The 14,870-nt window shown below is 34.2% G+C and carries 12 protein-coding genes and 1 tRNA gene; 5 read left to right on the plus strand and 8 right to left on the minus strand.

The features are described 5' to 3' along the window. Position 1 precedes the first annotated feature (1 nt). From H1R81_RS01515 to H1R81_RS01525, 3 genes are all read left to right on the plus strand, one after another. Entirely contained in the window at positions 2–1,228 is a 1,227-nt protein-coding gene (locus H1R81_RS01515) for a hypothetical protein (RefSeq protein ID WP_181838908.1), read from the plus strand. Next, positions 1,225–1,533, plus strand: coding sequence for a hypothetical protein (locus H1R81_RS01520; RefSeq protein WP_181838909.1), 309 nt, complete (start codon positions 1,225–1,227; stop codon positions 1,531–1,533). Before H1R81_RS01515 ends, H1R81_RS01520 begins: the two co-directional genes overlap by 4 nt. Positions 1,534–1,764: 231 nt before the next feature. Further along, positions 1,765–2,826 (plus strand): toll/interleukin-1 receptor domain-containing protein, encoded by a 1,062-nt coding sequence (locus tag H1R81_RS01525; protein ID WP_181838910.1) that lies wholly within the window; start codon positions 1,765–1,767, stop codon positions 2,824–2,826. Between the two features lie 245 nt (positions 2,827–3,071). On the opposite strand, the gene H1R81_RS01530 is transcribed toward H1R81_RS01525, so the two are convergent. From H1R81_RS01530 to nirB, 6 genes are all read right to left on the minus strand, one after another. Further along, a complete protein-coding gene (locus H1R81_RS01530; protein ID WP_181838911.1) occupies positions 3,072–4,181 on the minus strand; it encodes a hypothetical protein in 1,110 nt (369 codons plus the stop codon). Between the two features lie 200 nt (positions 4,182–4,381). After that, complete coding sequence (locus H1R81_RS01535) at positions 4,382–6,007, minus strand: hypothetical protein (protein WP_181838912.1); 1,626 nt, start codon at positions 6,005–6,007, stop codon at positions 4,382–4,384. A 360-nt stretch (positions 6,008–6,367) separates the two neighbouring features. Further along, on the minus strand, positions 6,368–7,591 hold the full coding sequence (locus H1R81_RS01540; protein WP_181838913.1) for a phage integrase SAM-like domain-containing protein: 1,224 nt from the start codon (positions 7,589–7,591) through the stop codon (positions 6,368–6,370). A gap of 195 nt (positions 7,592–7,786) precedes the next feature. Then, positions 7,787–7,860: transfer RNA gene (locus H1R81_RS01545), tRNA-Asn, on the minus strand. Between the two features lie 177 nt (positions 7,861–8,037). Further along, positions 8,038–8,388, minus strand: a complete 351-nt coding sequence (nirD, locus tag H1R81_RS01550; RefSeq protein WP_181838914.1) for a nitrite reductase small subunit NirD — start codon at positions 8,386–8,388, stop codon at positions 8,038–8,040. A 30-nt stretch (positions 8,389–8,418) separates the two neighbouring features. Next, the gene (nirB, locus tag H1R81_RS01555) at positions 8,419–10,959 is read right to left on the minus strand and encodes a nitrite reductase large subunit NirB (protein ID WP_181838915.1); all 2,541 of its coding nucleotides are present in this window, start codon (positions 10,957–10,959) and stop codon (positions 8,419–8,421) included. A gap of 345 nt (positions 10,960–11,304) precedes the next feature. Here nirB and H1R81_RS01560 point away from each other — a divergent pair, with 345 nt between their 5' ends. After that, positions 11,305–11,688, plus strand: coding sequence for a hypothetical protein (locus H1R81_RS01560; protein WP_181838916.1), 384 nt, complete (start codon positions 11,305–11,307; stop codon positions 11,686–11,688). Positions 11,689–11,707: 19 nt separating this feature from the next. On the opposite strand, the gene H1R81_RS01565 is transcribed toward H1R81_RS01560, so the two are convergent. Both H1R81_RS01565 and H1R81_RS01570 read right to left on the minus strand, forming a co-directional pair. Beyond that, positions 11,708–12,364 carry a response regulator transcription factor gene (locus tag H1R81_RS01565; RefSeq protein ID WP_181838917.1) on the minus strand — a complete coding sequence of 219 codons (657 nt, stop codon included), beginning with the start codon at positions 12,362–12,364 and terminating at the stop codon, positions 11,708–11,710. 1 nt (position 12,365) lies between these two features. Further along, entirely contained in the window at positions 12,366–13,793 is a 1,428-nt protein-coding gene (locus H1R81_RS01570) for an ATP-binding protein (protein ID WP_181838918.1), read from the minus strand. Between the two features lie 305 nt (positions 13,794–14,098). Here H1R81_RS01570 and cobA point away from each other — a divergent pair, with 305 nt between their 5' ends. Next, on the plus strand, positions 14,099–14,851 hold the full coding sequence (cobA, locus tag H1R81_RS01575; protein WP_181838919.1) for a uroporphyrinogen-III C-methyltransferase: 753 nt from the start codon (positions 14,099–14,101) through the stop codon (positions 14,849–14,851). Positions 14,852–14,870: the final 19 nt, after the last annotated feature.

The raw sequence follows: 14,870 nt of genomic DNA on the forward strand, positions 1-14,870 counted from the left end.
AATGAACTACATCGCACAATACAATAGCATTAATTTTAGTAAAATTCCAAAGGAGATTTCTGTGGAGTTTCAGGGAATTTATGAGAATACGAAGGGATTTACCCAGCATGTCAACCTGGAAGCGCAGAATTTTGAGGATTTATATGATTTGATACAATCCATGCCTGGTGCTATTAAGAAAGATAGAAAAGGTACTGCCAAAACTGTCATTAAGCAGGCAAATCAATTACGTTCCAAGAAATCAGCCAGACTAAGTGCCAGTAAAAAAATATTTCAGAAACGTAAAGATCTGGTAACGTCAAAAACAGCAGTAAAACCTGCATTCAAAGTAGGGAAGACCTTAATGCATAGAGACAATAAAAAAGTAACAATCTCATCGTTTGATTGGGTCGATTCAAGGAAAACGTATAGTTATACTTATAAGTCTCCAACAGGAATCGGGAATGACGATGAAGCTTCATTCAGTACAATAGTTACTAAGTCCACCGAGAAAAAAACAGGGCAGAAATATAAAGTGGGTGATTATGTCAAGGTTAGGACCGGTAATTCTTCAAAAGACTATTCATGTCATATTACTGCTTATTTCCCTGAATTCAATAGCTATGAAGTCAAAGTAGCAGAAGATGGAGGAAAGAAGTTAGGGATATTGGTAAATGCTCAATATATTTTTAAAGCTAATAAGGAGGCTTACGAGAAGCAATTGCGTAAAAAGACCCCGGAAACAACGCCAAATAGAGCTATACCAGCTGCTAAGAAAAATGCTACCAAAATAACTCGAGCAACGTCAGAAAAAGCGTCAGCTTCCGGAACAAAAAAAGCTGCAGCAAAGCCAAAAATGGCAGCGCTGGCCAAGGAAAGCAAAAGGGATTTGGTATTAAAGAAAAAAATCGAAGATTTGAAGCTGCTTGTTAATGCCAACCGAGAACGGGTAAAAGAAAATGCTCAGTTCAAGGATAAAATTGCTACTGAACTTCGGAAGTATCTGAAAGATAATCGTGTCATCAATGGTATGAGTGGTTTATCTGATGAGTATGCGAAGCTAAAAGTACAAGATAGATTCTATTCTAATTTGTTAAGAGGTGATAATGTTGACTTTTTAATTATTGCCAAGAGACTGGGGATTGTCCATAGAAAGGGCAGTATAAAAGTTAGCAACAAAACAAGGAATGCGGTTGGAATGAGAGGTATAACTGTAAAAAAGACTACTAAATCTGAAAATAAGAAATGAGTATTTTTGAAAAACTAAGGGGTTTTGGACAGGTGTTTAGAACCCTTGATAAAGAAGTCTTAAAAGACTTAGGTAAGCAGACTGCTAAATTTTTGGTCAAGAAAATGGCTAAACCCCATACTGATAAAAAATATAAAGCCACTTTGGTAAATCAAAAAGGGGAAACTGAATGTGAATTTATCATTATTCCTAAAAGTAGTAATTATATAGCAGGTATGGGAAACTTGATAAAAGATAGGTTTGAGATTCAATCAGGGAAATTAAAAGTAGATATTCAATTAATGTCAGAAGAGGCAAAATGTTAGTAATTGGACGTGATTTTTTGGTTCTTTTCACGGTAAAATTTCACAATTAATAAGGGGGTGTATTCCCCTTTTTTTGTTTAAAGTAAAACCTATATTTCAAATAATGCCTAATAATAAATAAATGTTTTAAAAGGTATTATTTTATGGGATAGTAGTTATATTTGTTTAATATATACAAAATCAATTTTAAAGATAGATTCATCAAATATTTTTCAAGTTTTATATTTTACAATGGCAAATCCAATAAAGAAAAATGCTGTTATAATTTTGAAAGCCTTATTCGAAAATAACCCAAACCAAAATTTAATGTTTGATGGAAACGATATTTTTGAATTTACAAAGTTAGGCATTCTTGATACTAACGATGCTGTAGATTTTTTAGATTCTCAAGGTTTATTGAATAGGCATAATTATTTAGGGACAGCACCTTATAATTTTGGGCATATAAGCTTGAATAGTCAAGGTAATTATGAATATCATGAATTAACTGATAATCAAAATAATGAAACTCAAATGAAAATATTTATTAGCCACAGTCATAATGATTTAGAAGTTGTAAAAGAACTAGTTGAACTTCTAAGAATTTCACTAAATCTAAAAACAATTGATATAAGGTGCACAAGTTTAGACGGATATAGACTTCCAGCTGGAATATCAACTGATACCCAGTTAAAAACCGAGATTCATGAATCAGAGGTATTAATTGGTGTTATTTCACCAGCAAGTATCAATTCCTATTATGTTTTATTTGAATTAGGAGCTAGATGGGGTGCTAATAAACCACTAATACCATTAATAATAAACATTAAGGGAGCTGAATTGCTGACAGGACCCTTAAAAGGAATAAATGCCTTAAATGCATTAGAAGAAGCTCAAGTTTTTCAATTGATAACTGACGTTTCAGATTATTTAAATATATCTTCTGAGAAGCCCTCATCGTATCAGCATTTGGTGAAAAAACTATCTAATGTTTGTAATGGAACACAAGTTAAAATAGAGGCAGAAGATGATAGTAACTCCTTTGATGTTTCAGAATACGATGATGCCGATAATATTATTAAAGAACATTGTAAATTAGAGTGGCCAAATGACTTTCATATGCAAGTTTCATGTATACAAGAACAGCAAAAAGCTGTAAGTATATTAAAACAAGGTAAGCCTAAAGATATTTCTGAAAATGATTTTTTCATCATAAGAAAAAAAGCATCAGAGGAATGGCCGGATGATTTCCATATGAGAGTAGCTGTTGAAAAAGAACAGTTTGATGCTATTAGAAAATTAAAAAGACTATAATTGAATTTTTCTAATAAATATTAGGCTTTAAACTCTTATACTATTGATGAGATGTGTTTTGACAATTAATTTTTCTATATATTTCAGATTATAAAGGCAAAAAATAAACGTCACTAATACCATAACTCCAGATATGTTATCAGTGAAGTGAAGGTGTATAAAATGTAAATTAACTTAGGTATTTATAGTTGCTTATTTAAAGACAATTTGTTATTGTAACAAGGGGATTTAAGAGTTACATATAGTTAATGGGAGTATTTATCTTTGCTATTTTCTTCCTCGAAAAACTTATCGAATTTGAGAACTTCGATTTTACTATATTTTGGAACTTTCATTCTAAAATATGAGATAGTATCTTGTTTAGAACTATTACAATATTTGATTAGCGTATCGTTTTCAATTGCAACAAAAATGTACTGATCGTTGAAATAAAGTATATTAATATCTTGGTATTTATTTTCAAAAATTTTATATATCTTTTCTTTATTTGCTAAAGATCCATCTGGAAGAAAATTTTTTTTGATTTCCTGAGTTTCTAAATAGAATGCAGTTAGTAAAATAAATATAAGAGAAAGAAACAATCCAATAAATAGGAGAGGCAGTAATACAGAAAATATTTTATCTTGATAATTACTTGATTGAAATTCCTTTAGAAGGCTCTTAAAGAACATTGTCTTATTAGGGAATTCGAGAAATATTAGTAGTGATAAGGTATAAATAAATAAAAATGAAAATAATGCCTCATAATTAAAATCAAAGAAATAAAGAATAATTGATTCAAATATGAGTAGAATCATAATTAGTGACAATTTTACTATATAAAAAGATTCTTTCGAAGAAATTCTTTTGATATTGAGGTCTTTAATACTTAGAATAAAGGGTTTATTGATAAAATAAACTTTAAAAATTATCTGGGGATTTTTTAGTACTTTCTTGTGCAGTTTTATTATAAATTTTCTTATTTTATTTTTGAAATAGTTCGAGTTCTTTATTTTGTTACTAAAATAGTAAAATGATCCAGCAGCTATAAATATTGGTAAAAATATTTCTTTAATAAAAAGTATTGCAAAAATAATGCTATCTGAAAGTAATTGGGTAACCGAAAAAAAACGAATATACAAATAGTTCATCTTCCATAATTCAGATATTTGAAGAGCACCCCCCACAAATAAGAATATAAATGGTATAATTATTGAAATCGAAACAAGTACTTTTTCAATAATTTCCCAAATAGGTAATATATTTGCAGCCTTTTCTGCCACTTGGCTTTTCTGTATTATCAACTTACTACTTCTCTTTTTAGCCATGCCATCATTTTTCGTATTTACAGAATTATTTGCAATTTCTTGACTCATAAAATTTCATTTTTAATGTACACAAATATAATTTGCATTCAATATAGCTTAGGAAAAACAAAAACAGTGTGTTTTGAGTAACTCTACCTATATCGTGAAGATATAAGAATGTGTATGCACTTAATTCAATTATTCGATTAAGTTCATGATAATTTTGATTTATAGGATGAAGAATTTAAGAAGTCTTCACACTTTTGTTTTTAGTAAGTCCACATATAAAGAAATTCCTGCCTACTATTCAAAGTAAATTGTCCTGAACCAAAAATATACACTTTCCCATTATATGAAATTGTTTTAAACGCAGTTTCTACTGCACCTGTTCCGTAAGTAGTGTATCCTGAAAATAAATAGTTATTACTATTGAAATTATCTTCTTTGCCTATCTTAAAAAGGATTATGTCAGTACTGCCCTGGCTTTGTAATGGAATGCCCATAGTCATTGCAGTATTTTTATAATTGCCACTCGCAAATATGTCTGTATTGTTAGCAGTAATTGACGAAAAACTACTACTAAAAGATACTGTCTGTAAATAATTAATAAATAGAGGGGAATCTGAAAAATAAAAGCTACCCAAAAATGAGTTAAAATCTGTCGAATTTATTAGTTTGTCGCCAAAATTTATTGAGCCTTTATAATTGCCACATATATAAAGCCTACCGTTAAAATATTTAATTTCATAAGGTATTATTTCATCATTATTGGAAGTGCCAAAAATCCTATTACCTCCTGAAATTGATAAAGTTGAGTTAAATTTTATTATAAAAATATCTTTTCCCCCTGTTGATGTAAAAGTATATGCACCTCCTGCAAAATTACCAATAAACGTACCCGTCAGGTAAAAATTTGAAGATTCATAAATTAAACTCTTAGGTAAGTCATCATTTGTACCTCCTATCTTTGTCCCACTTAATAGATTTCCATTTGTATCAAATTTTGTAATAAATATATCATATCCGCCACTGTTGAGTATACTTATCGGACTATTCCCTGTATTTATTATTAAAGGATTGCTTTTAAACGCACCAGCAATTATAATATTACTATTCTCGTCCATTGAAATATTACATGAATATTCGTCTAAATTTCCACCAATATTTTTAATCCAACTAAGGGATTTTGAAGTGTCCATTTTAGCAATAAAAATATCTCTATCCCCATTTGAAATTATTGTGTTATTCTGCCATGAAATGCTTTTTGAATAATTGCCAACTAAATATAATTTATCATTTTTAATAATTAAATCGGAAACCTCTGAATTAAAGCCATTATCAGGATAAGGCCCTGTAATTGGCAATCCTGTAACTGTAGTTGCCCATTTGAATACTCCAGATGAAGTGATTTTTAATATAATACCTGTGGCTAATGGATAAAGATTTGATGAGTAGTTAGAGCATACTGAAATAGGGCTGCTATAACAACCTGATATTCGGCCGGCTAGATAGAAATTGCCTATATTATCGACAGAAACAGCGTTAATTACAATAACTCCAGCTGTTTGTGGGCCTGTTTGGCTAGAACCAATAATTTTTGTAGATAGTTTTTGAGGTAACTGGAATGGAATAGAACCCATATCTGTTAAACAAATCCACATTGCCCCATTATAAACTCGAATACATTTGCTATCAATATCGTAAACAAGTGAACCTGCTTTGGGTGTCTGAATTGCTAAAATTGATTGATTGGTTAATTTAGGTATTGTTAATACTTCACTATTAGTGTTATTTAATAATTCTGCTCCACCTGGAGTAATAGATGTTGATTGAGCAAAGCACAATTTTGTAATTAGCAAAATTAGGATCGAAAGGTAAATAGCAGTTTTTTTCATATCACAGATGTTGTTTTATTAATGAATGTTCTAATATAGAAAATATCCATTAACTTTGATATATGAATTGTTAGAGAAAAGTAGAATAAGCCGAAAACGGATATTAAATAGAATATTTCTGCAAAATCAGAGAATTATACATTGGAATTAAGAAATATTGTCAAATAGAAATTAGAATTAAGCTTTAATGAATTATTAAAGCTAAAATTGAATTGTTTCTATAATGTAGAATCTAGGAATATTGAAGTGTGGATTGAGATTTCTATAATTCTGAAGTTTAGTCAACAGTTTTCGTATCACAACAGCAAATTTATTAATACAAGTGGTGTGGTTTACTAATAAACGACACAGGGTAAACGTTTACTCTCTGGCCAACAAGTGAATAGATTCTTTGACCAATGTTTCCGGTTCAGTAACTAAATAGTGTATTTCCGACATGCGCATTGTTGTGTGACCTAAAATAGACTCTGAAACAGTTTTTGGGTCTACACCATTGTTACGATAAAAAGAACTACCGGATTTTCTGATTTTTTTCAGGGTATAATCTTTGAAATTAATTATTCCGATTCTGCTACATAGATTTTTATAAACTCTCCGAACTGTTTGGTCAGGATAGATTGGGAAAACCGGATAACGTTTTAATATATTATCCAGAATATCATTAATTAAGATAGTAACGACCATAGGGTCATCTTTTTTTCTTTCTTTATATCTGATTTTCTGGATTACCCTCTGATTATCTACTACCTTAATGTGTTCTGTCTGCGAAAAATCTAAGTAATCACAATGGTCAAAAGCTGTATAAAAAAGAAATGTTGTTATGTCAGCTACGTGTTGCTCAGTCATTGATAAGTTTTGTAATCTAAAAATTTCTAATTGCTGTGATTCTTTAATTATTACTTTCTTTGACCTTTGACCTTTGACTTTTGGCTTTACACCTTTTAAATGATTTTCTTTGATCTTTCTATTAATTATCCCAAGTTGAAGACTGCTATTAATATAAGATAAATATCTTTTAGCCGTTCCTTGACTGCAAATGCTATCAGGTTTGCCTTTGGATAAATAGTCAAAGAACTGGTAACCAAATACTGCGTCCACCATATATATGTCCATATCTCCAGCCTTGTAGTTTGTTTTAATAAAATTTTTTAAGTGGTCTTTGCAGTATTGATATTTATCTAAGGTCTTTTGCTCAATTTCTCCAGTACTTCTTCTTTCCAGTTGCACTTGATAGAAATCCTCATAAAGCTCCAGTAAAGTCAATCGTTTCCTGTCCGGACGCCAGACTTTCAAAAACTCTGCTTTAAGGGTTCGGCAATTAATGATTAATTCCAAGCGGCTCATATATACAAATGTATTAGCCAGTTTAACCCTTATCTCATCCAGGATAGCATTGTTAGCTGCCGCTAAATCGGATTTGTTGGTAAATCTTTGTTTATCCTGATTCCAGTGAAGACCTGGTAGGACTTTTACCTGAGTAGAAAATTTCGGCGCATCTTCACCATAAATGGTGATATAACCTTGAAGCGTAGGAATTTTGTAGTTTTCAGTACGTAAACGGAAGTTAATGACTGGGACACTCATTTTTTTTCATATTATTTAACTGTTTTGGTGAAACAGAAAAATAGAGAGTTTTATGGGTTGCTGAAAATAAATTATGGGATGCAGTATGGATTTTTATTATGCGGTCATTTTTGAGAAAAAATGGCATAAAATAAAAAAAAGCAAGGTTTTTGCCTTGCTTTCACGTCAGAAATTGACTTAATCTTAATGATATTGCTCCCGAAGCTGGGCTCGAACCAGCGACCCTCTGATTAACAGTCAGATGCTCTAACCGACTGAGCTATTCGGGAATTTTTGCCGCGACTCCTTTGTCTGAAATCGTGGTGCAAAATTAGCCTTTTCCGTGATATGTGTCAAATAAAATTTAAAAAATATTTTAAGTTTTAATATTACTATACCACGATCTTTAACTGAAAAGTCTTATTGTCAATACTTTAACCTTTAAGAAAACGGTAATATTTTTTTACTTATAAGCCTACAAAAACTAAATTCCCCTCTACTTTTACCGGATAAGTCATGATTTGGTAATCTTCGTCACCCATACACTTTCCTGTTTCTAACGAAAAAGTCTTTTTATGAAACGGACAGGCTACCTTTGGCTCACCTCCTTGTGTGCCTATCATGCCCCTTGACAAAACCATCTGTTGCTTATGCGGACAAAGATTCTGTGTCGCAAACCACTCGTTTCGTCTGGCAAAATTATAGATAGCTATTTGTTCACCTTCTAATAATACACAGGCTCCTCCGTTTTCGGGTATATCTTCTATACGACAAACTTGTTTCCAACTGATTTTTATTGCTGTATCTGTAAGTACCATGATTGTTTAGTTATTTGATGTTGATAAAGATTATGCCTTTATTTTGTTCCAGTCAGTGGCCATTACCTGTTCTCTGAGCGGTTCATATTTTACATTCGGATCTTTTACCTCCGGCGCATTCACAAAATGCACAAATCGCTTACGGATTTCAGGCGTTTCAACAGCCTCTTTCCACTCGCATTGGTAGTTATTTACCAACGTCTGCATTTCTTTTTCTAAATCATCACAAATCCCTAAACTATCGTCAATAATTACCGATTTCAGATAGGCAATTCCACCGTCCATTTTATTAAGCCATGTGGCCGTACGTGTCAATGGCTCAGCCGTTTTGATATAAAACATCAGAAAACGGTCAATCAATTTCAGACACATTTCACTGCTTAAATCAGTAGCCAATAACAAAGCGTGTTGTGGTTTGGAGCCACCATTGCCACATACATACAAATTCCAGCCTTTTTCGGTAGCGATTATGCCAAAATCTTTACTTTGACCTTCGGCACATTCACGAATACAACCAGAAACCGCAGATTTTAATTTATGCGGCGAGCGGAGCCCTTTATATCTGTTTTCCACCTCTATCGCAAAGCTCACCGAGTCCTGTACCCCAAAGCGGCACCAGGTGGTTCCTACACAACTTTTTACCGTTCTTAAAGATTTTCCATAGGCGTGCCCACTTTCAAAGCCAGCATCAATCAGTTCTTCCCATATTTTTGGCAGATCCCCAACATGCGCACCAAACAAATCAATACGCTGACCACCCGTTATCTTGGTATATAGTCCATATTTTTGAGCTACCTGTCCAATCACAATCAGTTTTTCAGGTGTTATTTCTCCACCAGGAATACGAGGTACGACCGAGTAAGTACCCCCTCGCTGAATATTTGCTAAAAATCTGTCGTTTGAATCCTGGGCAGTAGCATTGTCTTTTTGTAGAATCATTTCATTCCATAAACTGGCTAAGATAGAGGCAATGGCAGGTTTACAAACCTCACAGCCATCATCTTTACCAAATTTATCCAATACCTCATCGTAGGTCCTGAGGTTATTGATCTTTACCAGGTTGAATAATTCCTGGCGGGTATAGTCAAAATGCTCACATAGAATATTTCTGATATAAATACCCTGCTCCTTCATCTTGCCTTGTACCAGATCTTTTACCAGTGGCATACAACCTCCGCAACCTGTACCTGCTTTGGTACATTTTTTAATACCATCGGCGGTAGTGACCTTATTTTCAACAATTTCATGGCAGATACGGCCTTTAGAAACGGCTTCACAGGAGCAAATCAATGCTTCATCTGGTAAGGCCATTACACCCGCGCTACTATCGCTTTCTCCGCCTCTGCTACCAAGAATCAGGTCTTCAGGGTCTTTTGGTATGACAATATTATTGATGGTAGTCTGCAATAGCATATTGTATTGCTCTGCATCGCCAATCAGAATACCACCAAGCAGACTTTTCCCATCAATAGAGATATTAATTCTTTTATAAACACCTTTCGATTTGTTTTCGTAAACAATAGTCTGGCAATCAGGCTCCTGAATGAATGGATTGCCAAAACTGGCTACATCAACCCCGATGAGTTTTAGTTTGGTTGACATATCAAAAGCAACAAACGATTTACCATCCGAACCAGCAACTTTACTGAGATTAGTTGCCACTACATCAGCCATATCATAACCCGGAGCAACCAGTCCATATATCATATGGTTGTGCAAAGCGCATTCACCAATAGCAAAGATATTGGTATCTGAGGTTTGCAGATAATTATTTACCACAATTCCACCACGGCTACCTACCTCCAGACCTGCCAGTTTCGCTACTTCGTCTCTGGGCTTGATACCTGCCGAAATCACAAGCATATCAACCTCCAGTTTTGAACCATCGGCAAAGGTCATGCCCCTGATGGTGTCATTCCCAATAATTTCTTGTGTATTCTTTGATAGATGGATTTTTAGTCCTAATGCCTCCAATTTGGTTTTGAGCATCTCTGACCCAGCCTGGTCAATCTGCCGAGGCATGAGTTTTGGAGCAAATTCAATCACATGAATTTCTTCCAGACCTAAATCTATCAAAGCCTTTCCTGCTTCCAAACCTAACAAGCCCCCTCCAATTACCGCACCCTTTCTGGCTTTTTTAGCATGACTTTGCATCATTTCCAGATCTTCGATGGTACGATAAACAAAAACACCTTCTTTCTCAATACCTGGAATCGACGGCACGAAAGGAGCAGACCCTGTTGCCAATATCAGGTAATCGTAAGGTACTGAGAGTCCATGATGTGATAAGACGGTTTTGTTTTCTCTATCAATATGAGTGATAGGGTCGGAGAGGTGAATCTGAATGTTGTTGTCGAAATACCAGTCTAAAGGAGCGAGTGTGAGGTCTTCGGCAGTTTTGCCTGCAAAATATTCACTCAGATGTACACGGTCGTAAGCAGGTCGCGGCTCTTCACCAAATACGGTGATATAAAAGAAATCAGGCGCTTTGGCTATGAGTTTTTCGCAAAACTTATAGCCCACCATACCGTTGCCCACCACAACGACACGGCGTTTAGTTCCGTTTGTCATTTTGAATTATGTTTACCTACGTTTGCCCATTTTTAGTCCGAAATTTCCCCCAAGTCAGTCTAAAAACGGTGATAATTGATTAATAGAAAATAAGTATAAATACTTATTTCTACTCAAATATACTTATGTAATTTTAATATGCAAATTTTTATTTGGCAAAATTCGTAATTTTTCCGTTTATGTTTTGATAATTGTATTTAATACAGAATAAATAGGAATAAATGTGCTGAAAATAGGAGCTTTATAGTTGAATTTAAAATTAATTTAAATCATTGGTTATTGATAAACATATTAATTTCTTTAGATACTAAAATACATACTATTATTTCAACTTGAGATTAATCAATGAAAACAACTGTTGTTGTCCTGCTTACAAGCGCCTCTAATGGTTGCTCTGCAATTCATTATCATTTGCTTCTGCAAAAAAACAATAAAAAGAGCTTTACAGCTATAAATTCATTTAACGCATTGGGAGACCCCAGAAGATTTCCTGACGAAAAGCTAATCCGTTCAAGAATTGCTTCCTGTGGCTGCGGTTGTTTTACCATCTATGAACACAAATGGAACGGAGATTCGCTTGAATTGAAGAAAACTTCTAATGTATCTTTTAGAGGTACAAAAATACCAACGGCATTTAAAATATACAGTAGTGGCAATCTTATAAAAAAATATGAGAAAAAAATAAGCCCAAAACAACAAGATTCACTTTTCGAAAATTATGTTTATTAGAGTATTCTTGTAGTCAATGCTACTCCACAGCCAACCTGACCAACTCCGCTGTATTCTTCACCTGTGTTTTGCGTAAGATATTAGCCCGATGATTAGAAACGGTACGTACGCTTAACTTGAGTTTTTCTGAGATTTCCTGGCTATTCAGCCCCTCAACAATATAATTAAGAATTACTTTCTCTTGTTTAGATAAGGCATTTACAATGGCGGATGCTTCTTTTTTTGTTGCCGAACTGCTATTTTTCTTCTGATTAAGTAAGCCGTCAATAATCATGGCCGAAACTGTAGGAGGGAAATATTTATTGCCATTAGACACTGTATCTAATGCTTTCAGAATTTCTTCTTTACTGGTATCTTTCAGCAAATAGCCCATTGCTCCGTTCTCAACGGCCTGTACCATATATTCCTGATTATTGTGCATGGAGAAAATAATAGATCTTACAGCAGAGTATTTCTGAGAGATAATCTTGGCAACCTCAAACCCGGTCATTTTAGGCATTGATAAATCGAGCAATATAATAGTGGGTTTTAGCTCTTTGATGCCTTCAAGTGCTTCAATCCCGTCAGGGGCTTCGCCAACAATTTCAATATTTTCCTCATCTTCTAATAGGTTAATAATTCCTTTGCGTACCACAGCGTGGTCGTCAACAATCATCAGTTTAATTTTGTTTGCCATTTTAATTCGGGATTTTCACGGTTATCCGGGTTCCTTTTGTTGATTTCGCTTGTATATGTATATGTCCACCCAATAGGCGTACGCGGGTTTGCATATTAGGTAGTCCGTTGTTGATACTTGTTTCTTTTTTCATGCCTTTTCCCTCAAAACCAACCCCATTATCACTGATAGTTAACTCAATCTCTGATTTATTCTTCTTTAAAACCACTGTCGCTTCGGTGGCTTTTGAGTGTTTTATGATATTATTAAGAGCCTCTTGCGCGATTCTGTAAAGATTTACTTCTAAATTACTATTCAGCCTTGTTTGTCCATAATTGCTTTCAAATGATACCTGTATGTCGCTCGTTTGAGTGGTATATTCTGTCAATAACCTGATAGCTGCTCCAAGCCCGAAATCCGTTAATATCGGGGGCATCAGGTTAAATGATACCATCCGGGTTGCTTCTATGGTCTCTTCAATTAGCTTGCTATGGGTTTCAAAAGTCTTTCTTTGCTTGTCATCGGCAAAAGGAAGACTTTTCAGTTTTTCACTATGGAGTTTCAGGCCTGTCAGCATTTGGCCTATCCCATCATGTAACTCTCTTGATAATCTCCGGCGTTCTTCTTCCTGCCCTTCCATCAAAGCACTCGACCGCACATTATCTTCCTTTCTTACCAATTCATATTTCTCTTCTGTAATCTTTACCAAATCTTTCTGGATTTCTATTAGTTTCTGGTTAGAAATACTCAATTCCTGATTCCTTTCCTGCAAGGCTTCTTCCGAATTTATCAGTCTGCTGATTACCTCTTTAATATAGATTGCCAGAGGTTTAAATATTAATAAGCCTTCCAGCAACAGAATAGCAATAGTGAGCAAAAACAAAAACAATTCGATACTCCGGACCCTGTTTACCCGTTCATGTGATTCCAAATCATATTGAAATACAATACGATCCATCTGGTTCAGAAAAAGCCGTTCATTGGCTAATATCACATTAAGTACCTGTTTTTTATCAGTAGCTTTATTAGTCAGAATTAAATTCAGGTTACTTTTAATTCTTAGAAAGATCGGATTCAGTTCGTTTAGCATCAGCTTGATTTTCGACGAATTTTTTACGGCAACCTCCCGTTCAACTTCTAACTTGCCGTTTAGGAGTCCCTCATGGCATTTGCTCCAGAGTGCCAGTGTTTCTCCAAAATCTTTCTGGTAAAATCGTGCTTCTTCCGAAAACCTGTCAGTATTAGTGAGCAAAATAGCTACTTTCGATAAACGTTGGCTTAACATTCGTTGCCTACCAGCTATATTTACTACGTGTGCATCATTAAGGCTATCTTCTAAAGATTCCTGTATCAGCACTTGCCCACTTATCGAAAGAACGGCTACTGCTGTCAGGGCAAGAATATATAATCTGGTCAGACGCTGGGTAACTTGCTGTTCAAGGGTAGGCATTTTTATAGGTACTATCGCTTAGATTTCATAGAAATTTAATCTAAAAAAAAACCTTTTCCAATCTTAGTTTATAGATTCTTGATAGTTTTTTATTATTTATCAAAAAAATACCATTCGCAAAATTAAGTATTTTTACTTATTTGTATTTTTCTTATTTTAATTTTGAATTATTTGAGTTTGTGCAAATAATATTCTGAATTTATTTGTATTGATAGAATTATCTTCTACTTTTATTCATTATTAATAATTAAATAATCTACCTTGAAGAAGGATTCGGATTTTGCGACTGAATATAAATAACTAAAATGCAAGCGAAACTGACACTCGTGGGGGCGGGTCCAGGCGATGCCGAACTCATTACACTCAAAGGCATTAAAGCCTTACAAAAAGCAGATGTAGTTTTATATGATGCTTTAGCCAACCATTCCTTACTGGAATATGTATCTGAAAATGCTATTGTTGTAAATGTAGGTAAGCGTAAAGGGCAACATTCTTATGCCCAGTTTGAAATCAATCAGATGATCGTAGAGTATGCCCTTAAATTCGGGCATGTGGTGCGTTTAAAAGGAGGAGACCCCTTTGTGTTTGGCAGAGGGTATGAAGAACTTGAATATGCCCGTGTCTTTGGTATTGAAACTGAGGTGATTCCAGGTATATCAAGTAGTGTAGGAGTGGCAGGCGCAAACCAGATTCCGATTACACACCGTGATATTGCTCGTAGCTTCTGGGTAGTAACAGGGCATACGAGCGATGGCTTATTACCCGATGATTTAAAGTTAGCAGCTCAATCTTCAGCCACAGTAGTTATACTTATGGGCATGAGTAAATTAGATGAAATTATAGCCATTTTTAGTGAAAATGGCAAAAAAGATACGTCAGTTGCGATTATTCAGCATGGTACAACCCAAAAACAACAATCTGTATTCGGACAGGTAAATGATATTCAGACTAAAGTTAATGAGTCAGGTATCAGCAATCCGGCTATAATTATTGTAGGAGAAGTGGTAAGTCTGCATCCGCAATATATTGAAGCCTATGCTGAGAGTTTGTCTTTTTAAATGTTTTTGGCTGGTTTGT

Source organism: Emticicia sp. BO119, from assembly GCF_013912375.1.
GTDB lineage: Bacteria > Bacteroidota > Bacteroidia > Cytophagales > Spirosomataceae > Emticicia.

What these genes read in the sequence shown, in the direction of transcription:
- H1R81_RS01565 (WP_181838917.1), bottom strand. Translation starts at nt 12,364, where the DNA reads ATGGCAAACAAAATTAAACTGATGATTGTTGACGACCACGCTGTGGTA.
- nirB (WP_181838915.1), bottom strand. Translation starts at nt 10,959, where the DNA reads ATGACAAACGGAACTAAACGCCGTGTCGTTGTGGTGGGCAACGGTATG.
- cobA (WP_181838919.1), top strand. Translation starts at nt 14,099, where the DNA reads ATGCAAGCGAAACTGACACTCGTGGGGGCGGGTCCAGGCGATGCCGAA.
- H1R81_RS01540 (WP_181838913.1), bottom strand. Translation starts at nt 7,591, where the DNA reads ATGAGTGTCCCAGTCATTAACTTCCGTTTACGTACTGAAAACTACAAA.
- H1R81_RS01515 (WP_181838908.1), top strand. Translation starts at nt 2, where the DNA reads ATGAACTACATCGCACAATACAATAGCATTAATTTTAGTAAAATTCCA.
- H1R81_RS01570 (WP_181838918.1), bottom strand. Translation starts at nt 13,793, where the DNA reads ATGCCTACCCTTGAACAGCAAGTTACCCAGCGTCTGACCAGATTATAT.
- nirD (WP_181838914.1), bottom strand. Translation starts at nt 8,388, where the DNA reads ATGGTACTTACAGATACAGCAATAAAAATCAGTTGGAAACAAGTTTGT.
- H1R81_RS01530 (WP_181838911.1), bottom strand. Translation starts at nt 4,181, where the DNA reads ATGAGTCAAGAAATTGCAAATAATTCTGTAAATACGAAAAATGATGGC.
- H1R81_RS01525 (WP_181838910.1), top strand. Translation starts at nt 1,765, where the DNA reads ATGGCAAATCCAATAAAGAAAAATGCTGTTATAATTTTGAAAGCCTTA.
- H1R81_RS01520 (WP_181838909.1), top strand. Translation starts at nt 1,225, where the DNA reads ATGAGTATTTTTGAAAAACTAAGGGGTTTTGGACAGGTGTTTAGAACC.
- H1R81_RS01535 (WP_181838912.1), bottom strand. Translation starts at nt 6,007, where the DNA reads ATGAAAAAAACTGCTATTTACCTTTCGATCCTAATTTTGCTAATTACA.
- H1R81_RS01560 (WP_181838916.1), top strand. Translation starts at nt 11,305, where the DNA reads ATGAAAACAACTGTTGTTGTCCTGCTTACAAGCGCCTCTAATGGTTGC.